This is a genomic window from Bacteroides oleiciplenus YIT 12058, assembly GCF_000315485.1.
GTDB lineage: Bacteria > Bacteroidota > Bacteroidia > Bacteroidales > Bacteroidaceae > Bacteroides > Bacteroides oleiciplenus.
In genome coordinates, this window is sequence record NZ_JH992940.1 from 1,754,066 (window position 1) to 1,774,131 (window position 20,066).

A 20,066-nucleotide genomic window follows, 5' to 3' on the forward strand; every position below is an offset into this window, starting at 1 on the left:
CACCCGAAAAATACTTCAGGGGAAATCACTATTAAATTCTACATCCTGATTTAGAACCGACAGAGCAAGGCGAATCGATATTTATATTGGATGTTGCGGCAGTAGGTGATTCATCACCGAATACAACTGGAGGAATATTCCCGTCAAAATCATCTTTGCCTTTTTTCAGGTCTTTATCAGCACCCTTGCTCAAGGAGGAAAATTTTTCACACTTACAACCGTTAGCCAGCATTTTTGCTTCTCCAGCTCGAAGAGTTCAGTGGCACGGAGATTTTTCAACTTCTCCAAGGTACTGGAAAGAAGTTCGGACTACTTTTCAGCCTGAGATTTATCTTCCAGAGCCTTGAAAAGTTGATTAGCAAGATGTTCATTGCCTTTACATATCCTTTTAAGTTCATCAAAAACTTTATCCAACTGCTCCATAATTTGACGTTCACCTTCACGCTGCTCGGAAAGAAGACAATCGCTGTTTTTACCAAGACGAAGATTCTCGTCACCTTTAGATAGTCATTGGGAGATTAATAGTTGATAGTATCTTGCTCTTGCATACTTCAAAGATAGTAAATAAAGCTGAAACCACAAGCTTTTATAATATTTAATCAATTGATATACAATCTATTGATGTTGTAAATTCAACATTTTGTAGCCTCGTACTACCCTATAAGAATTTGAGATGGTTACATTTACGCCAATAATCTTGAAATACTTTTCATCCTCACACACAATCTCTGTTTCGATATTCTTCCATCCTAGCATTTCATTAATCAGATAAAAGTTTACAAACAGATCATACTTTGCTTTGAGTCCAGTTAACCATGAAAGATGGTCCCTAGGGCTAATAAAAGCATGATTAGTTTGAGAAGATAAAATCATGTCTTTATCAAATTGAGACATACCATTGAAACCGTCCAGTGGAGTGACATAATCAGAAATTTTAAGCCCAGAGAGTACTGTACGAGTATCCATATTGACAAGATTGTCATATTGCATGAGTTCCTTAATCTGCCCAAGTGTCATCCAGCGAAAATTCTCAAGAACAGGAACATCCTTATCAACCTTAATGATTATATTCCGATTGCGTTTGCGCATAAAGCATGCTCCCTGTTCAGACTGAAGCTGATCGAGTATAATATTCTCAGACTTTCATTCACAAAATACTTCAAGTAATTAGGCAACTTACCAGAATGAACACAAGAATAATTGCTTTTTATTGCTTGAAGTGTAGGCGAAATCTGGATACAATTTACATTTCCGGGCTCAATTTTCGCCTGCATCAAGCAATAGAGCACGCCATCTATATCTTTGGTCAAAATACCAAGATATCCTACCTCCGGTTGCAAAATAATAGGCTAGCGCCAAGGTTGAATATACCATTGTCTTCATTTGTCTCGTAATCGGTATTTACATCAATACCTACAATAGAGAAAAGGCGGCCTGAATCATGATGTATACTACCATCGGGGGGGCCGAGTGCCACATTCCAAGTTAATCAAAAGGTATTTCTTCAACCTTAACATCAACTTCACTGTTGCGTTGTTCAATCCAAGATTTAATCTCTATTTGTGGAATTGAATGGATTATTTTTTGTAAGCAAAGATTCAATAATCATATCGGAATATTTGTCAAATGAAGCAATCCATTTGTCATTTTTTTAAATCACCTCGAAAGGATAAGGATTTTCCTCTATATTTTTCAACTCCTCCATTACTTCCATTTGCTCAGCAGTCAAAACCGACTTATTCCAATCGTCCATAATGCTATGAGCCTCCTGAAGCATAGATTCCTCATAAACTTCCCCATAAGTATAAGTCAGTAAACGAACCTTAAGCAAAGAATCAGGAAGTTCTTCCAGAACATTATAGATCCGATCTAAAACAGCTTGCTTTTTCTGCCCTTTATCTCCATAATCATAAATGGTAGCATTATAGCCCATCAGAAGAGCCAGACACAAGTTGGCTTCTTCCTCAATATTGGAACTCCGAGAGGAAAAAAGGGAATCGGCCTTGACGAGAAGTTCCTTATTTAGCCGACAAAAAGTATCAGAATAGATAGGTTCACCGTCCATACCAAGATACATCAACTCATGAGCAGCATGTTGAAGCTCAAGAGCACGAGAAAGTAAAGAATTCATTTGGTATATGATTAAAATATGATTAATCTCAATTAAGATAAAACTACTGTATCATCTTTAGATAAGATTTGGGTACTTTGACACTGGCAACCAAAACACCTTTGATACGAATAACAACATAAGTCTTATTGGATTCTGTAGCAATTTCACCTTCGATTCCACAAAAATCTCCTTTAATGACTTTCACTTTGTTTCCTACAGCGAAAGGTTCAGTATCAAAGCTAACCCCATCAGGATTCAGATCCATGACAAACATAAAGTCTTCCATTTGCTTATTGGGAACAATCAGCATAGAATGGGTAGAAAGATCCTTCATATAAAAAAGCTGGGCACTATAAACATTAGAAATATCACAAGCAACCTGTTTGGTAGCACGAATGAAGATCAAATTTCGAATAACAGGAACTTCACTACGCTTACGACGATATTTCAATTGTGATATGACAATTCGTGTAGGAAGATAGTAATCAATATCCAAATTCTCCTCAGATTTAAGTTTATCTAAGAATTTTCGGACTGCAAATTCTTGCTTGTCACGAGTACGAGCCGCAAACCAATATTTCTGATTTTCAACCACTTATAAAAACAAAAAGGAGAATTTTACAATTGTTTTGGGTGCGCTTCGCGGTTTGAATGAGACATATTCTCTTCCAAACCGTACAAACTGATATTCCAGCTTAATATATTGTAAACGAAGCTATTAAAATGAAAAAAATGACTTTTAATCGTTCGTTTAATATGCGTAAAGATTTACAAAAAAAGAGAAGATTAGAAAGCATAAAAATGAAAGGATATTAAATCTCTTTACAGTTAATGATATATCTCTGACTACTAAGCACTTGGCGGTAACAAAAGATTCATTTAGAAATATTTTTATTGAACACCTTGCAAGTTCCAAAAATACCCATTACCTTTGTGCCCATTAAACGAACGTTTTTTAAACGCCCCCTTTCCACCGCACTATCCATCTAAATATTAACCACATACATCACATTTAAAAACTTCCAAAATCATTTTTCCTGTCAAACCTATTCATTTTCAAAAAGAATGCAGTACTTTTGTCATTTTTTTACATTTTATACGTATTTAAATATTTAACTAAAAACAAAGAAAAATGAAACAAGTAAAGATGGCTGAAAGCCTTGAAAAAAAGACTCGAAGCAGACAAAAGATTTAGCTACAAAAAGCACTGTATCAGAAACTAAGCGAAAACCCGGACACCCCAAAAGTCAGGTAGTAAAAGGCATACTCTATAAAGACAAGAGAAAGGGAATGAAACTCTTGCTTAAATTGAGAGAAGAAGGATGCTTTGGTAATAAAAACATAATAACGATAAAAGCTTTGGCAAACTGGGCAGCAAAAGGAGAGTTCTTCCTATCCAACCAAGGTAATCCATTGGCAGAAAAGACAATAGAAGAAGAAATGGGAGAAATACAGAGAGAAGAGTATCCACCAAAACAACAAAACAAAAGAAAAAATAAAATGCCTAGATAGAAGAAATAAACCGACAATAATTAAATACTTACACCCTATCTACAAATCGTTATATCTTTGTCCCCACTTTAGCAAAGATTAAGCCCCGCATGAGAAGATGCCGCTTTTGCTATGAAGCGACATCTTCTCTTTTTTATGCCCGACATAAACACCTACTAAGCAATTAAAAATTAAAGAAATAAAAATTAAAAGGTTATGAAAAAGAAGAAGAAACCAGCTTCGTTTCACGAAGCACTTAAAAAGAAGTGGGAAATACGTATTATGCTCGAAAAGGACTATACGGAGGACGCAGTACTATGGATGGCAGACAGAATAGAAAGCCTCATCGACTACATGCAGTATGGATATGCACTCATAGCATACTACAAACAAGACGGAACCTTCCAATTCGTAAAAGCAACACTCCTGCCCTATGAAGGATACTTCCATCAAGAATACGATATACAGCGCATAGAAGGACACATTGTATATTGGGATGTAGAACTGCAAGCATGGAGAAGCTTCCAATTGGAGAACTTTCTGGAATGGAGACCAATTAATTGAAAAATAAAAAACTATGGCAATGATATATAACAGTATACCTTATTTTCCGACACAGGTAAACCTGTTCGAAGAGGTATCGATGGAGCTGATTGAGGCTAAATATGGAATGAAAGCGGAAACGGCGGTAATGAAACTGATATGCAAAATCTATAAGGAGAACGGATATTACCTGCACTGGAATGACGAGCAGTGCGTACTGTTCAGCAATAAGGCGGGAAAGGAGATTGCGGCAGACGAGATGCAGGGAATCGTGGACATCCTGATAGAAAAAGGATTCTTCGACAAGGGAAGTTACGAAGAGCACTGTATACTGACTTCAGTCAATATACAGAAAGTGTGGCTGGATGCCACTAAACGTAGGAGAAGGGACTTAGCGTCCCTACCCTACATGCTGGTAAAACCCGAAGAAGATAAAAAAGGCGATCAGGATGGCAAAAGTGATAAAGATAATAAGGATAGTAGGGAGGCTGATGGTATGCAAAATCCCGAAAATAGCGTGCAGGATGCAGACAGTTTACCCGAAATTGCTGACAATTCCGGACAAAGCAAAACAGAACAAAACAAAGCAGACGAAAATAAAGGACTTCCCCCTCTAACTCCCCCGCCGGGGGAGGACGTTGATGTATGGAGGAGATATTCTTTTATTGAGTTTCCGGGATACGCTTACAACAAGAGCACGCATAATCTGGAATGCCTACTACTCTCATTGGACGAATTGCACATCAATGATCCGGACGATATAAAGGCAATATTGAAGCTGTCCGATTACGGTCGCCTAGGAAATGGGGTCTGGAAAATAATTCATAACACCAGATGGAGCGTAGTGCTCAACAATGGAAAATACATCATCGGTGCACTGAACAAGACACGAAAACAGGGATAAAAAAGACGCAGAATGAAGAGCAAAAACAGATATTGATTATCAACATCTTACAAAAAGTTAGGAGTTTGTCGACAAAGAATTAACTTCTTGTTGACAAACTCTTAACTCCTTGTCGACAGGGTATTGATACTATGCTTTCATTACATCAAATACACTAACGAAGAATAAACTTCAGCGTCCCCCCTTTCACCAATTCTTCGTGACTGATGCGATAGCGGGATAATTTCTTTCCGCCCAATTCCATTTGACGAATGTACAAAGACTCCGAAGAAGGGCGTTCCGTTTCAATCACCAACCGGTCACGTCCCCAGGTCTTAGCATCCAAGCGGATAACCACACGGTCGAACACAGGCGTGGAAAGAGTATAATACGGAGCACCGGGACAGTCGGGATAGAAGCCCATCATATTGAAGATGGCCCAGGTAGACATTGTTCCGGTATCATCGTTACCCGGAATACCATCAGGAGCATTTTTAAAGTACTTCTGCAAAAGACGTTGTATCTCTTTCTGAGTACGCCATTCTTCACCTTTGAAATAAGAGAAAAGATGAGCATAGGCTATATCAGGTTCATTAGCAGGATCATAAAGACCATCATCGAAGACACGCTGCAACTTTTCAATGAAAAGCTTCTGACCACCCATCAGACGTGCCAGTCCCTTCACATCATGAGGAACATAGAAAGTATAGTTCCAGGCGCAACCTTCATGAAAACCGGGATTCGGCTCAAAATTCTCTCCCTGACGTGGATTAAAAGGAGAATAAAACTGACCGTCAGGCAGAATAGGGCGGAAAGTACCGAACTCTTTGCTATAATAGTGCTTATAGCCCAAAGAACGATTATAAAAAAGGCGCGCATCCTCTTTCTTTCCCAAAGCATCAGCCAGTAAAGAGAGAGAGTAATCAGCAATGTAATACTCCAACGCATGAGACACGGAGTTATCATACTGTTCGCACAAAGGAACATACCCCAATGAAAGATAGTCATCATTATCCGGACGCAACAGATTCTTAGCACCGGGCAAAGTGGCAGATTTATACATAGCTTCATAAGCCAAGTCAATATCGAAATCACGCAGACCTTTCAGCCAGGTATCCACTATAACAGGGATAGAAGGGTCACCCTCCATCGTTAAAGTTTCGCGCCCGTAAAGTTCCCACTTAGGCAACCAGCCATGTTCACGATACATATCGAGCATAGAACGGACCATTTGCAACTGGCGTTCCGGATAAACCAACGTAAGGAGCTGGTGAACGTTGCGATAGGTATCCCATAAAGAAAAGACAGTATAGCGCTCTCCCTGAGTCGTTAGTATTTCGTTACTCTCCATAGCCGGATACTGGCCGTTTACATCCTGCAAAATATTAGGATGTATCAGGGTATGATACAGAGCAGTGTAGAACACTGTTTTCTGTTCTTCCGTACCACCTTCGACCAGAATACGTGAAAGGTCATCCTCCCAGCGGGTACGAGCCTCAGCAAGTACCTGATTGAAATTCTTCCCCCCCTGTTCTTTATCCAGATTGAGACGGGCATTCTCCATGCTCACAAAAGAAACGCCCATCTGGACCTCTATTTGCTCACCTTCTTCCGTATCGAATGTAAGGAAGGCACCAATATCGTCTCCGGCAATTTCTTTGTGATAACGGGTATAGAGTTTGTAACGTCCGTTATCCAGATCCCATTCGGCTTCCACTCCGGTCATGGGACGTTGTTTTTTCCAATAACCACTGGCAGAAGGCTGTTTATTGACGCGCATCACAAAATAGATGGGAAATACAGCTTGGGGATTATAACAGAATGTCCCCAGGACTTTCATACCCTCAAACTCAGTGTCACTCACCTGCCGCAGGAACGCACCTGTTTCATTGGTCAGTCCCTCACCCAGATTGAGCAGTACATGGCTCTGTCCGGCGGGGAAAGTAAAGCGGGAAACGCCTGTGCGGGAAGTTGCAGTAACCTCAGTCTTCACATTATAGCGGGTCAGGAAGTTGCTGTAATAACCGGGCGACGCCTGCTCGTCCTTATAACGGCTACCATATTCTTTGTAATCCACAGACAAATCACCTGTAGTAGGCATCAGCAACAATGAGCCCAGTTCGGGACAGCCGACACCACTCAGATTCACATGCGAATAGCCCGTAAAGAAACAATTATGATACTCATAAGGGGTAGACCACCAGCGAGCGTCTTTATCATACTTATTATCTTCCGATCCCATAACATTGAAAGGAACTACGGACATCATTCCGTTAGGACAGATAGCCCCCGGATTGGTAGTCCCGAAATTGGTAGTCCCGATAAAAGGATTGACGTATTTTAAAAGCGAAGTCCCCTCTTTACCTCCGGCAAATGCCGGAAGCAAAAAGAGGACTGAAAGTGTGTAAGTCAATAATATACGTTTCATAGTTTACTGTTTCTTTAGTGAGCTCTTCAACTATACAATACTGTTTTTCTTCGTGAACTCCATGATTTCTGAAATATAACCGAAAGCCATCCCCACCACTGTGTCCGCCGCGCCATAATATACCGCAACTTTATCACCATCCTGCAAGGATGCACAAGGGAATACTACATTAGGCACATCTCCCTGTAATTCATAAGGAGCAGCAGGAGCAAGCAGGTACGGGCGCGTACGGTACAATACCTTGGCCGGATTCTCTTTATCAAGAATAGCAGCGCCCATGGAATAGCGGAAACCGTTGCAGGTGGTGATAACCCCGTGATAGAATATCAGCCAGCCCTCGTCAGTCAGGAACGGTACGGAGCCTGCCCCTATCTTTGTGCACTGCCATGCACTCTCAGGGAACGGGGTAACTTTCATCACACAGCGATGTTCGCCCCAATACTTCATATCCGGACTATAACTGATGTAAATATCGCCAAAGGGCGTATGGCCGTTATCGCTCGGACGACTCAGCATGGCATATTTTCCATCTATCTTTTGTGGGAACAGTACCCCGTTGCGGTTGAAGGGCAGGAAAGCATTCTCGCACTGGAAGAATTCTTTAAAATCAAAAGTATAGCCGATACCGATTGTGGGACCATGATAGCCGTTGCACCAAGTAATCCAGTAGCGGTCTTCAATCCAGGTCACACGCGGGTCATACTTATATTCGGACTCTATCATCTCCGTATTTCCGGCTTTAAAGCAGATAGGTTCATGGGTAATCTCCCAATTGATTCCGTCTTTGCTGAAGCCTGCAAAGATATTCATCTGTACAGCCTTGTTGTCACAACGGAACACGCCGGCAAACCCATCCTCAAACGGAACTACCGCACTGTTGAAAATACTATTGGAAGTCGGGATATGATAGCGGCCGATAACCGGATTCTTAGAATAGCGCCACATTACATCTGTGCAGCCTTCCGGACGTTCTTCCCAAGGCATATTTGTTGTCAGTTTCATTATTGTTCTATTTATTAGTTAGTTATATATTTCATTTACTCTTTTTCTCATCAGGATACGTGAATGGCACAAAGTAGGTGATAAGAAAAGCCGGAATTGTAGCAAACAACGTGAAAATAAAGAAAGATTTATATCCCATCGCATCGCTGACAAAGCCACTGATACTTCCCGGCAACATCACACCCAGATTCATGATTCCCGAAGCAAAAGCATAATGAGCCATTTGATGCTTCCCCGGAGCTACTTGTTGCATCATGAACAAGGTAAGTCCCACAAATCCAAATCCATATCCAAAATATTCCAATACAATGGCACCACCTATCAACATACCGTTTTCCGGCTGGTAAACAGCAAGCAAAGTATAAGCAATGAACGGCAGGTTGAAGATACAGCATAAAGAGAATAAAGTCTTGCTCAGCCCTCTGTGAGAGATATAATATCCTGCCAGAAGTGAACCTAAAACAAAGGCCGCCGCTCCATAAGTACCATAATATAGCCCAATTTCCTGTTCATTCAGTCCTAAGCCACCCGCCGAACGTTCCGCCTTCAGGAACAAAGGTACAATTTTCATCACAAAACCTTCGGCAAGACGATAAATAATTATAAAAGCAACATAATAAAAAATGTGTTTCTTCCGGAAAAAGTCCCGTATCACTTCCACCAGGCGATTCCAAGTCTCTCTACCTGATACTGCGGTAGTTACCGCAGCCCCGCCCGATGGCAACATGCGCATGTGATAAAATCCCAGAAATACCATAATAGCCGCCATCATCAGCATTACCACCATCCAGGCTTGTACGGTTGCTTCGTGTCGTACCGCTTCCGTAGCTCCATCCACTCCACCGAAGTGTTTCAGCAGCCAACCCGCCACCCATACTAGCCCGCCGGATGCCACAATCTTTGCAATGTTGTAGAAAGCACCCTGCCAACCGATATATTTTGCCTGATCCTGCTTGTTCAACTCCGACATATAAACACCGTCCGTAGCAATGTCGTGTGTGGCTCCACTGAAAGCTATAACTGCCAGCACAGCTATACATACGGCAAAGAAAGCCGGAAGATGCAGCGCCAATGCTACCAGGGCAAAACCTGCCCCAGTAACCATTTGCGTCAGCACTACAAAGAATTTCTTCGTTTTGAACATCTCCAGAAACGGGCTCCAAAGGAACTTCAACGTCCAGGGAAGCATTATCAGCGACGTCCACAAAGCAATCTGCGCATCGCTGATGCCAAGTCCTTTGAACATCAGCACAGATACCATATTCAGTACCACAAAGGGCAATCCCATGGCAAAGTAGACGGTGGGTACCCAGGAAATGGGGCTACGATTATTTCGACTCATACCTATTTCCGTTTGATTAATTCAGATGACCATCCTGGGCAGGACGGTTCGCCCCCATCGTCAGTTCCAGCGTACCCCCGTCTACAATATCTTTATGTGAGAAGAATGGTGTTGCCAGTTCTTTTCCATTCAGCACCATCTTCTGTACATACTTATTCTCACGACTATTATTGTGTGCAACAATAGTGAAACTCTTTCCGTCTTTCAGTTTAACAGTTGCCTTATTGAACAACGGGCGGCCGATGGAATACACCGGTTTGCCGGGACATACCTGATAAAAGCCCATTGAATTGAGTATGAACCATGCTGACATCTGCCCGCAATCTTCGTTACCCGACAATCCGTCCGGGTCATTGAAGTAAAGCGTATGAAGCACTTCATCTACCAGTTCTTGCGTTCTCCAAGGTTGGTCCACATAATTATACAAGTGTGCAATGTGGTGACTCGGTTCGTTGCCATGTGCATATTGCCCTATCAGACCGGAAATATCAACCGACACTGATTCACCTTCCATGGCCGAGGGAGCGATGAACAAAGAGTCCAGCTTGCCAATAAAAGCATCACGGCCTCCCATCAACTTCACCAGTCCGTCTACATCATGGGGCACGAACCAGGTCCATTGCCAGGCAGTACCTTCGCAATAATCATCGTTACGGTGATTGGAAGAACGGGGATTGAAGGGTGTACGCCAGTTACCCTCACTATCCAGACCACGCATGAAGCGGGTGGAGGCGTCAAAATAAACCTGATAGCCTTTAGCAAACGCGGCATATTTTTCTTGATTGGCTTCATCGCCCAGAGCCTCTGCCATTACAGAGATACACCAGTCGTCATAAGCATATTCCAAGGCCTTTGCCACCGACTCATTATCTTTGTCGCAAGGCACATAACCAATTTTGTTCTTCCAGTATTTAGCTTGCGGCATCAGATGGGGCAACACCAATGGAGGACACAGGATACCGGTCGTGTCATATTCAGCAGCACGGATACAGGCTCTATAACCATCTTCCACATCAAAGTTGCGATACCCCTTTGTATAGGCGTCGGCAATGACAGAAGCAGCATGATAACCAATCATGGTTCCGGTATAATTCCCTGCGAGTTCCCACATAGGGAATATGCCTCCTTCACGCTGTTTCAGAATGAGTGAACGAATGAAAGCCTGATTCAGATCCGGGTCAATAATCGTCATCAACGGATGATAGGCACGGAAAGTATCCCATAAGGAGAATACGGTATAGACAGGATTGTCCACACTACCTTGGTGAGGTTTCAAATCCATACCCAGATAACGACCGTCGGCATCTGTAAACAGATTGGGTTGTACACCTGTGTGGTAGAGTGCCGTGTAGAACATTGTCCGTTGATCGGCATCAGTTGTCTCAATATCTATTTTTGAAAGATAATTGTTCCATGATTCGCGGGCGGCACTACGCACACCGTCAAAGTCCCACGCAGGGATTTCAGCTTCCACATTTTTACGTGCCCCGTCCATGTCTACAGCAGAAATGCCTACTTTCACAAGGACTTGTTCATTATCCGCAGTCTGGAATTGCAGTAATGCTTTGGCTGTGGGCAGAAGCGGACCACCTTCATCGAGTGCCATGGAATCGGTGACCAACGTATAGGTAAATGGCTTTGAAAACTTAGCATAGAAGTTGATATACTGGTCGAAAGCCCAATATACGGTTTTCTTACGACCGCGTATCTCTGTGTCGCTGATAATTTCCAGCTCCATCTCTTCGTTTTTTTGGCGTTGTAGGCTATAATCCAGGTCAAGGATAAATCCGGCATCTTCCGCTTTCGGGAAAGTATAGCGATGAAGGGCTGCCCGTTGGGTAGCAGTCAGTTCGGCCTTCACCTTGTAGCGGTCCAGAAAGACCGAATAATAACCGGGCTGAGCCGTTTCATTATCATGGGAAAATGCCGAAGCATAAGCCATTTGCTGGCTCTCCTCTCCCATCGGGTGGTAATCTTGTTTACCCACGGTAGGCATCAGCAACACGTCACCATAATCACCGCACCCCGTACCACTGAGGTGAGTATGCGAAAAACCATTGATGGTGGAATCTGCATAATAATAGCCGGAACAAGCGTCCCATTGATAAATGCGTGTGTCGGGGCTAGGCTGAATCATGCCATTGGGCACTACTGCCCCGAGATAAGTATGCCCATGCCCCCCCGTACCGATGAACGGATTGACGTAGGATGAATAATCCTGTGCCATCGGTGTACAACTGTACATGCCCAGCAACAAAAGACCGCTCACCAGCATAGAATTGATTTTCATGTTTTTCCTCATATTTTGATCGTATTACGTTTTAATTTTTAAGCAGGCTCAAAACTAATGGCTTGTCCGCCACCTCTTGCCATGTTAATAGTCAGAGTATCGTTAGCAGTCACCAGTTTCTCAATAATTTCATAAGCCGTAGGATTAAGCTCCCAGTCTGTATCGGTCCCATCGGCATAGATTACAGCACGATATACTCTATCCTTTTCCAAAAAATCCAATTTGACATCTACCTCACGCGCCTCTTCATTCGTTGCGGCACCCAAGAAATACTTGGCTTTCGCCTTACGGACAATTACCACAAACTCTCCCGGTTCGCCCGCAAGTGCTTCGGACCAGTCACAATCGGCATCAAAGTCGCGGAAGAACTGGAATGCAGGATGTCCTTCGTAATTCTCTATCATATCGGCCGCCATCTGCAAAGGCGAATACAGTATCACCCAATTAGCAATCTGCTTTGCCAGCGTAGTATTGATGCGGCAGTCCTTGCTATCCATCATATTCCATTTCTTACGGTAGGGAGATTTTTTAGCACGCTCGTACATGATATCGAATATACCCGGAGTATAATCCATCGGACCTGCCAGTAAACGGGTGAAAGGCAACATCACATGATGTTCGGGCGGATTACCTTCGCTCCAAGCATTCCATTCCATACCACGGGCGCCTTCGCGGGTCATCATGTTGGGATAAGTGCGGCGGATACCTGTATCTTTAATGGGTTCGTGCACATCGAGAGTGGTATGATATTTTGCGGCAGTCTCCACCACTTTGCGGTAATGACGCACGTTATATTGTCCATGATGATTATACCCATTGGGAAGTCCGCCGGCGTAACCGGTTTTCACTGAATGAATGCCCAGGTCAGCATACCATTTATAAGCTTTATCCAGTTGCTTCTCGTAGTTCACGATATTCCCTCCGGTTTCATGGTGTCCGATAATCTCAATACCTTTTTCTTTGGCATAACGAGCTATCTCATCCATATCGAAATCAGCATAGGGTTTGGTATAATCGAATGCCTGTGTTCCGCCCCAGTTTTCCCAGCCTTCATTCCAGCCTTCGTACATCACTGCTTCTATGTTATTGGCGGCAGCAAAGTCAATATATCGTTTGGCATTCTCGGTGGTAGCGCCGTGGCGGTCGTTGATTACCCAACTTTCCACGCCCAAGTGCATTCCCCACCAGATACCTACATATTTCATCGGACGTATCCAGTCCGTAGTTTCCAGTACACAAGGTTCATTCAGGTTCAGTATAAGACCTGAATTTATCAGTCCTACAGCTTTCGGAGCAATCTGTATAGTGCGCCAGGGAGTTTTAAAACTTCCACCGGCTATGCGGACTTTTATACCATCCGGCCAGGGAGCCAGTTCGGATTTGAAGTTACAATCTCCGGCATTCTTCAGCGTCATCTCCGGGAAGTCCGTCAACGCAGCTTCGTGAATACTGGCATACACGCCTCCTGCCTTAAAGGTCATAGGAGTATTAGCATTCTCTATCCGGCTGACAGGCTGTGTACGATATAGCAATTCATAGGTTTCGTAATTGGCAGGTATGGACCATGAAGTGCCATCCTGTGCTATATTGAACGCAGTCAGTTCGTCCGTCACAAGAATACTGTCTGCTCCGGGTACTTCATACTCGTAGCGGAATCCTAATCCATCATCGAAAACACGGAAGCGCAGGGTTAATTTTGTCTTTGCCGTATCGGACAAATGAACAGCCATTTCGTTGTAATGATTACGAATGGTTTTGTTTTCGCCCCAAGGTTGTGTCCAGACTTCGTCCTGAGTAGTGAAATCGGTGCCGGTCAAGTGAAAGTTCTCGGATAAGTTTACACCATTTTCTGCAAGAAACCCCAAAAGAGAAGGGTCAATGAAGGTCGTGTCGTTCACATCCACCCGATAAGCCATACGGCTATTCTCATCCAGAACGAATACCAGCCGGATATGTCCGTCGGGCGAAGCAACCTCTGTGGGCTTGGGAGCCGTGCAACTTGCCAGGATTAAAAAAGATAGTATTGTGTATATAAGATATCGTTTCATACGTTGGGGGTCTTTTAAACTTGGTGATATAATTAAAAGAGCCTCACCCTGATGCCAAGACGAGGCTCTCTCTGTGCTTTTACCTCTTAGTTAAAGTATAGTTCTCTGAAACATGATACTTCACCTCCATGTGGGGAGGAACCAGTTTGCCATCTTCTTCATAGCATGGGTCGATAGCCCAACGGTTACCCGCACCATTTATCTGGAGTTTTCTTGAACTGATGCTACCTTTCATAGGAATAGCATAATCATCACCATCATAGAAGTTCCATACATTTATCTTTCCATAGGTTCCCCAAAGCATTCTCCATGTAATTGGGTCTGCTTCATCTGCTTCGTGGATTGTCTGCGGAACGGGAATAGAAATAGAACCGTCATAGTCATTATACTCCATTACCAGCGGGTATTTATCTGTGATTTCAGGATATGTACCCCAACCATATACATAGAAGCTCTTTCCTGCCTCTTTCTCTTCAATGCGGATATCAAACGTCTGAGAGCCTCCCCAATCCCACCATCTGGGATTGTTTTCTTCATCTATGTATACATAGAGTGAGTTGCTGGAAGTGGCATCCCATTCACCCAGATAAGACTCATAAATTGATCTCATTCCTTCTATCGGAGACAGACCTGTACGGGAATAACAATAACCACTCCACTCTACTTTATCTTCATACAGAATATTACCTATCGCCGTAAAGTAAGGACTGTAATCATAATCTTGAGATTTGATATCATAGAATACTTGCAGACCATAGCCTGAGTCTTTCATATCCCGTATATAATCTTCATTAAATCGAGCCCATCCTCCATTTAACTCTGTCCCTATTCTCAAAGGAGTAGGGCAATACTTCGCTTTAGGCAGCCCATCAAAGTTAGCCTCACGACCTTTTGTGTTCGGATAGCTTGCTTGATTCTGATAGTATCCATACGTCATATAATCTACCAATTCACCAATCTTTTTACCTTCCACGGTTCCATTGGGAGAATCTTTAAAGCTACCCAGGTATTCGTAGATGCCAAGTAATTTATCAGGCATCGCCTGGCGGCACTCGTAAATCAGACGGGCATAGTTTTCGCGTGAACGCTTCTCAAATCCCGGGCTCGGATTAGTTTGGTAATCAGTGTATTCATCATCAAAGTCCACTCCGTCCAAACCGTAAATGTCCATGTAAGCTTTCAACTCTTTGGCAAAATCAGCAGCCGCAGCCTGAGAAAGATTTCCCATACCAGCCTCGTCATGGTTGCCCAAAATCGTCATATTCACCTTAATACCTTTAGCCTGCAAAGGGCGAATAATCTTATCGGCATTCTGCAAAAGATAAGACACTTGTTCATTGCAAAAGACATGCACACGCCCGGTTTTAGAATCGACATTGATGTTAGCCGCAAAGATGCTGACGATATCGAAGAAAGCGGTTCCATCCTTAGCCATCGTATATTCACCACAATTCAGGATATTTTCATTATTCACCTCTACAAAACAAAGAGTTTTAATGTCTCGTTCGGTTGTGCGTACAGGATATGCCGGTTGCGGTTTTACTAAATAAATATAAGTCTGATTGTTAGTAGAAACAGTTGCACCACCGTCTGCCGTAGCCGAAATAGCCACAGCGTAAGTTGAACCTATTGTACCGCCCGCATTGATATTCAATTCCACTGAAGCAGACTTCTTTTCACCGGCTTTCACCGTTACCTTGCCACCATTAGCCAAGTTTAATTTATCAACCGGATACATTTCGTAAGATGTATTATTGGCTTCATTATATGCTACCAAAGCATCTTTATCTATTTTAAAGGTCACCGTAACATCCTGTTCCGCAGCTTTAGTCAATTCAAAGAAAAGATGTCCCGTTCCCGCTTTATCTCCAAATAAAGAAATCGGAGTAAGTTCACGCGCTCCGGCTGCAGATCTTACATAGCCATATACGCCGTCTACAGTCTCTAACTTGTCAGTAGGTCCACTTATTGTAAGGTCATCTTCACAGCCGATAAAGACTGTTCCGGTGCATACAAACGTGGCAGCCACCAAACTTAATTTTATATTATTCAGATATTTCATAATAAGCATCTGTTTTTTTATTTAAAGAAAAATGATTTATTTCTCAGGTAATGCCACTTCAACCCAGGAAATCGGGTCTAAAGCCATTCCATTATTTCCGTTACCGGTGTAGTCAGTAACTGTCTGACCTGTTCCTTCATCAAACTTCCAGTAAGCCGCCAGTCCTTCCGAATCCGGTTCCACCAAATAAAAATGGTTTTTCGCATTGATTTCGTCCGCAGTCAATACTCTGTTCCAGATGCGGCATTCTGAAATTTCACCTTCCAACCAACGGTCACGGTTATAAGAATGGCCAATCCAGAAACCATTACCTTCATCAGTCATAGTTTGTCCCCAGTTTACAGCACCACAATCTACTGTATCTTCCAACTTATTTTTACCATTAATATAAACTATCATCTTCTTGGCATCTGCATCATAAGTTACGGCAATATGTACCCACTCTCCCGTAGGAATAGACAAATCGGCAGAGGTTACGTTGTGATCCGGGTTAGCAATCTGTAACTGATTCTGCGGAATACCGGCATCTCCGATACGAATCAAGAAGCCTCCTTCAATACCCATAATCGTTGTAAGCATCTTGTCGAACTTACTGACACGAATCAGAGCTTCAGCTGTCAACTGTCTCAGATTATTAGCCACTTCCGGTTTCTTCCAATCTACATGAATAGAATTTTTGGTAATGTTACCCACTACATTAATCAATGCAGCCCCCTTCAAAACATAATACATGGTACGTGCACTTTGCAAAACATCAATACCTGCCTGTTCAATGGTTACGGGCAACACATATATCTGTTCGCTATCCAGATTTAACAGATTCTTGAATTTAACCATTACAGCTTCCGAGGTAACAGTACCTGCCGGAATAACAAGTTCCGTATTCTCCAAAGAATAGTATTCCGCCGGTAAGCCCTGAGCCTTATCATAATAAGCGGCATTATACATTTCAACCAAAGACATATCGGCCTTTAAAGACACGTTTATATCCTTTTCTTCAGGTTTAGCCAAAGCTAATTGGAATTGACCTTCCGCCGTTTCTGTCTTCAGCAATACAGTGCTAGCCTTGACAGAAGTGCTTATATACACACGATTATCGAAATTCTCAGTATCATCACTGCAAGCTACAAACATCCCAGCTAATAATGCTATTGATACTAAATATAAGTTTTTCAGTTTCATAATATTATTCTTTTATTTACGAGGAGAAGGATTCATAATATTAATAGCCTCTTTCACATATGGATATATAGCATCGGCATTATAATAGTCATTCTGAATGTTATATATCGCAATACCAGCTTTGGTATAGTCAGCAGAGGATTCCGTAATCCAATAGGCAGCTTCTTTAATAGCTCTTGCCTTATCATAAAATCCGGTTTTGGTGTCGGCAGCATCCATAGAGACAGTCGAAACCGCCACTACGAAACGGTCTGTCGGAGTACTTGCTGAAAGCATAGCCTGACGTGCCACTACTGATAACTTTTCAACAGCATCTACATCATCCGTCGCCAGAATGATGTGGCGGCATTCTGTCAGTACAGACTGGCCTATCAGATTCTCCGGATAGCCCTGGAAAGTCAAAAACTTAGTTGTATTGGCTTGTTTCCATGCCATAACAGCTCCCCAGAAAATATCTTGATTCGCCTTGGCTTCTTCCTTATCAGCCGCAGACATATAAATAGGATTTTTTCCTTTATATTCCGCAATTATACCGTCAAAAGAAGATTCATAACTTATCAGTCTGTCTACTTCTGCTTTCAGATAAGTACTAAAGACACCTGTCTCTACACCCTCCTTCACTTTATCCGTATATTCTTTCTGTATCCGGTCAAAACTGATTGTATAAACCACTTTTGTACCTTTTCTACGTACAGCAGCCATATCTGCCAACTCAAATTCAGCCAAATCCGCCGGATACATCATCGAAACAACATCCAAGCTGTCGGGAATATCTGAAATGTGATGAGCACGACTGTAAGGTGCTTTTACACTATTGTCAAACCATGCATATGCCACCTTATGATCGTCAGAACTTTTATATGCATTCAAGTTCTCCAAATATTTGGCATAAAGTTCCGGACTCTGTTCTTCGAGTCCCGGGCGATTGATATCAATACTTTCAACATCAGTACATGATACCAACAAAGCCATAGTCAATATGGGAAGCAACGCTCCGAATATCTTATTACTTTTATTTCTTTTCATACTATTCAATGATTGTTTTGAGTAATTATTTAGCAGGCTTACAATCCCACCAGATTCGGGTTGCCATTGTATCACCTTTCTTATTACTTGATTCCTTAGTCAGTATAGAAACAGCGGCATCCAAATTTTCTCCATTCTCACGATACTCATCAGCAGGATAAGATAAACGACGCGCTCCCTCGGCATCATCCACTACCCCATCACTTAGATTGTGCATCGCAGGCATCAACTTAGGATATCCTGTACGACGATATTCCGACCATGCTTCCATAGTACTCGGAAAGATAGCAATCCACTTCTGAGTAATGATTCTTTCCAGCTTTGTTTCAAAATCTGCCGCATCATCCCAAGCAACAGTTATCGTAGAATTAGTAGAACCTGAGTAATCATATTTCTGACCATCTTCTCCCTTCAAAGGATCTTTATAGACAGTTGGTAATCCTGTAGAATTAGTCAGATAAGTAGAAGCACCAGATACACCACGTTCATCAAAAGAAAGACTAACAGCTTCTTCATACAGCGCTTTAGCCGTTCCTCCCATATTCCACCCACGAAGAGCACCTTCTGCCCGCAAGAAAGTGACTTCTGAAGCCGGGAAGATAAGCATATTATCACTCACCGTCACCTTCATACAAGAATAACCTTGAGACCATGAATTATACTGTCCTTGTCTGATACCACGACGCAAACCAACATAGTCTTCCGTACCTTTATAAGGTCCTTTCGTAGCAAACGTAGACTTATCATAGTAGACTTCACGACGAGGATCACTATAGCCATTCATGTAGCAAACCAAATCAGCAGAAATACGAGCATCACCCCAGTTTGGCATAAAACGTTCCCATGGATTGTGATCCACAACTTTATGGTAAGCACCATCTGTACTTGCAGTCATTACACCGATTTCCGAATTAACCGCTTCTTCAGCTTTCTGCTTTGCCAGACTCTCGTTAACGTATACAATACGCATAGCCATACGAAGTTTCACGGAATTAGCAAACTTAGCCCATGCTTTGGTATTACCACCATAGATACGGTCGCCACTGGAATTGAAATTCTGAGCAGAATAAGTAGTAAGTACATCTATAATGTTATCCAAATCTTCAAACATTTTCTTGTAAACCTGTTCCTGAGAATCGTAGCCTGATTTCAAAGCATCGTTTACACCCACCTGAGAATAGGGAATTGGTCCATATGTATCAGTCACACGTAGCATAGTGCAAATGCGGTATAACTCTGCTAATGAGAGATATACTTCATCCTCACATTGCTCTTTCAACTGAAAGTAGTTAGGATAGAATTTATCGTAAAAATCAGCAAAAGGAATTCTTAACCAAGCCTCAGACGGATTGTAAGTTGCAAAACGTCCCGACCAGCCGGTACCTAAGTTAGAATCTGCCACGTAACCGGAAAATCCGCCTGGCATCAAACAATCTACATATTGGGAGAAATTTTCCTGTTCAGGCATCATCACATCCTGCATATTCAGTAAAAGTGCACTAAACAAGTAATCGTCCGGCAACATCTGATCCAAATCCGGTTCATGAGGATTTTTATTATAATCTATATAATCTCCGGTACAAGCCACGCTACCGAACAATATTGTTCCCGCAGCTACGAATTTCGCTATTGTACTATTTATTTTCATACTTTTCA

The 20,066-nt window shown here is 42.4% G+C and carries 16 protein-coding genes; 3 read left to right on the forward strand and 13 right to left on the reverse strand.

The genetic code is table 11. The features are described from left to right. Nucleotides 1–615: 615 nt before the first annotated feature. From HMPREF9447_RS29045 to HMPREF9447_RS07440, 4 genes are all read right to left on the reverse strand, one after another. Complete coding sequence (locus HMPREF9447_RS29045) at nucleotides 616–1,089, reverse strand: NDP-hexose 2,3-dehydratase family protein (protein ID WP_009129088.1); 474 nt, start codon at nucleotides 1,087–1,089, stop codon at nucleotides 616–618. After that, nucleotides 1,065–1,289, reverse strand: coding sequence for an NDP-hexose 2,3-dehydratase family protein (locus HMPREF9447_RS29050; RefSeq protein WP_244267592.1), 225 nt, complete (start codon nucleotides 1,287–1,289; stop codon nucleotides 1,065–1,067). The genes HMPREF9447_RS29045 and HMPREF9447_RS29050 overlap by 25 nt, the downstream gene beginning before the upstream one ends. Before the next feature lie 362 nt (nucleotides 1,290–1,651). Beyond that, nucleotides 1,652–2,131 carry a UpxZ family transcription anti-terminator antagonist gene (locus HMPREF9447_RS07435; protein WP_009129089.1) on the reverse strand — a complete coding sequence of 160 codons (480 nt, stop codon included), beginning with the start codon at nucleotides 2,129–2,131 and terminating at the stop codon, nucleotides 1,652–1,654. 43 nt (nucleotides 2,132–2,174) lie between these two features. Then, complete coding sequence (locus HMPREF9447_RS07440) at nucleotides 2,175–2,708, reverse strand: UpxY family transcription antiterminator (protein ID WP_009129090.1); 534 nt, start codon at nucleotides 2,706–2,708, stop codon at nucleotides 2,175–2,177. A gap of 695 nt (nucleotides 2,709–3,403) precedes the next feature. Between HMPREF9447_RS07440 and HMPREF9447_RS07445 the strand changes: the two genes are divergently transcribed. From HMPREF9447_RS07445 to HMPREF9447_RS07455, 3 genes are all read left to right on the forward strand, one after another. Continuing rightward, nucleotides 3,404–3,625: a hypothetical protein gene (locus HMPREF9447_RS07445; protein ID WP_009129092.1), complete on the forward strand. Its 222-nt coding sequence runs from the start codon at nucleotides 3,404–3,406 to the stop codon at nucleotides 3,623–3,625. Nucleotides 3,626–3,820: 195 nt separating this feature from the next. Next, nucleotides 3,821–4,168, forward strand: a complete 348-nt coding sequence (locus HMPREF9447_RS07450) for an SH3 beta-barrel fold-containing protein (RefSeq protein ID WP_009129093.1) — start codon at nucleotides 3,821–3,823, stop codon at nucleotides 4,166–4,168. 13 nt (nucleotides 4,169–4,181) lie between these two features. Continuing rightward, complete coding sequence (locus HMPREF9447_RS07455; RefSeq protein ID WP_044137555.1) at nucleotides 4,182–5,051, forward strand: DUF4373 domain-containing protein; 870 nt, start codon at nucleotides 4,182–4,184, stop codon at nucleotides 5,049–5,051. A 154-nt stretch (nucleotides 5,052–5,205) separates the two neighbouring features. Here HMPREF9447_RS07455 and HMPREF9447_RS07460 read toward each other — a convergent pair whose 3' ends face one another. The 9 genes from HMPREF9447_RS07460 to HMPREF9447_RS07500 form a co-directional block, all read right to left on the reverse strand. After that, nucleotides 5,206–7,458: a GH92 family glycosyl hydrolase gene (locus tag HMPREF9447_RS07460; protein WP_009129095.1), complete on the reverse strand. Its 2,253-nt coding sequence runs from the start codon at nucleotides 7,456–7,458 to the stop codon at nucleotides 5,206–5,208. Nucleotides 7,459–7,488: 30 nt separating this feature from the next. Beyond that, nucleotides 7,489–8,460 carry a glycoside hydrolase family 130 protein gene (locus HMPREF9447_RS07465; RefSeq protein WP_009129096.1) on the reverse strand — a complete coding sequence of 324 codons (972 nt, stop codon included), beginning with the start codon at nucleotides 8,458–8,460 and terminating at the stop codon, nucleotides 7,489–7,491. Between the two features lie 31 nt (nucleotides 8,461–8,491). After that, a complete protein-coding gene (locus tag HMPREF9447_RS07470) occupies nucleotides 8,492–9,802 on the reverse strand; it encodes an MFS transporter (protein WP_009129097.1) in 1,311 nt (436 codons plus the stop codon). 16 nt (nucleotides 9,803–9,818) lie between these two features. Then, nucleotides 9,819–12,104 (reverse strand): GH92 family glycosyl hydrolase, encoded by a 2,286-nt coding sequence (locus HMPREF9447_RS07475; protein WP_009129098.1) that lies wholly within the window; start codon nucleotides 12,102–12,104, stop codon nucleotides 9,819–9,821. Nucleotides 12,105–12,130: 26 nt separating this feature from the next. After that, nucleotides 12,131–14,140 carry a glycoside hydrolase family 97 protein gene (locus HMPREF9447_RS07480; protein ID WP_009129099.1) on the reverse strand — a complete coding sequence of 670 codons (2,010 nt, stop codon included), beginning with the start codon at nucleotides 14,138–14,140 and terminating at the stop codon, nucleotides 12,131–12,133. 79 nt (nucleotides 14,141–14,219) lie between these two features. Continuing rightward, nucleotides 14,220–16,202, reverse strand: coding sequence for a BT_3987 domain-containing protein (locus HMPREF9447_RS07485; protein WP_044137832.1), 1,983 nt, complete (start codon nucleotides 16,200–16,202; stop codon nucleotides 14,220–14,222). 36 nt (nucleotides 16,203–16,238) lie between these two features. Continuing rightward, the gene (locus HMPREF9447_RS07490) at nucleotides 16,239–17,384 is read right to left on the reverse strand and encodes a DUF1735 and LamG domain-containing protein (RefSeq protein ID WP_009129101.1); all 1,146 of its coding nucleotides are present in this window, start codon (nucleotides 17,382–17,384) and stop codon (nucleotides 16,239–16,241) included. Nucleotides 17,385–17,396: 12 nt separating this feature from the next. Next, complete coding sequence (locus HMPREF9447_RS07495; protein WP_009129102.1) at nucleotides 17,397–18,410, reverse strand: glycoside hydrolase family 18; 1,014 nt, start codon at nucleotides 18,408–18,410, stop codon at nucleotides 17,397–17,399. Between the two features lie 25 nt (nucleotides 18,411–18,435). Beyond that, complete coding sequence (locus HMPREF9447_RS07500) at nucleotides 18,436–20,058, reverse strand: SusD/RagB family nutrient-binding outer membrane lipoprotein (protein WP_009129103.1); 1,623 nt, start codon at nucleotides 20,056–20,058, stop codon at nucleotides 18,436–18,438. Between the last annotated feature and the right edge of the window lie 8 nt (nucleotides 20,059–20,066).

What these genes read in the sequence shown, in the direction of transcription:
- HMPREF9447_RS29045 (WP_009129088.1), bottom strand. Translation starts at nt 1,089, where the DNA reads ATGCGCAAACGCAATCGGAATATAATCATTAAGGTTGATAAGGATGTT.
- HMPREF9447_RS07435 (WP_009129089.1), bottom strand. Translation starts at nt 2,131, where the DNA reads ATGAATTCTTTACTTTCTCGTGCTCTTGAGCTTCAACATGCTGCTCAT.
- HMPREF9447_RS07445 (WP_009129092.1), top strand. Translation starts at nt 3,404, where the DNA reads ATGAAACTCTTGCTTAAATTGAGAGAAGAAGGATGCTTTGGTAATAAA.
- HMPREF9447_RS07450 (WP_009129093.1), top strand. Translation starts at nt 3,821, where the DNA reads ATGAAAAAGAAGAAGAAACCAGCTTCGTTTCACGAAGCACTTAAAAAG.
- HMPREF9447_RS07455 (WP_044137555.1), top strand. Translation starts at nt 4,182, where the DNA reads ATGGCAATGATATATAACAGTATACCTTATTTTCCGACACAGGTAAAC.
- HMPREF9447_RS07460 (WP_009129095.1), bottom strand. Translation starts at nt 7,458, where the DNA reads ATGAAACGTATATTATTGACTTACACACTTTCAGTCCTCTTTTTGCTT.
- HMPREF9447_RS07465 (WP_009129096.1), bottom strand. Translation starts at nt 8,460, where the DNA reads ATGAAACTGACAACAAATATGCCTTGGGAAGAACGTCCGGAAGGCTGC.
- HMPREF9447_RS07470 (WP_009129097.1), bottom strand. Translation starts at nt 9,802, where the DNA reads ATGAGTCGAAATAATCGTAGCCCCATTTCCTGGGTACCCACCGTCTAC.
- HMPREF9447_RS07475 (WP_009129098.1), bottom strand. Translation starts at nt 12,104, where the DNA reads ATGAGGAAAAACATGAAAATCAATTCTATGCTGGTGAGCGGTCTTTTG.
- HMPREF9447_RS07480 (WP_009129099.1), bottom strand. Translation starts at nt 14,140, where the DNA reads ATGAAACGATATCTTATATACACAATACTATCTTTTTTAATCCTGGCA.
- HMPREF9447_RS07485 (WP_044137832.1), bottom strand. Translation starts at nt 16,202, where the DNA reads ATGAAATATCTGAATAATATAAAATTAAGTTTGGTGGCTGCCACGTTT.
- HMPREF9447_RS07490 (WP_009129101.1), bottom strand. Translation starts at nt 17,384, where the DNA reads ATGAAACTGAAAAACTTATATTTAGTATCAATAGCATTATTAGCTGGG.
- HMPREF9447_RS07495 (WP_009129102.1), bottom strand. Translation starts at nt 18,410, where the DNA reads ATGAAAAGAAATAAAAGTAATAAGATATTCGGAGCGTTGCTTCCCATA.
- HMPREF9447_RS07500 (WP_009129103.1), bottom strand. Translation starts at nt 20,058, where the DNA reads ATGAAAATAAATAGTACAATAGCGAAATTCGTAGCTGCGGGAACAATA.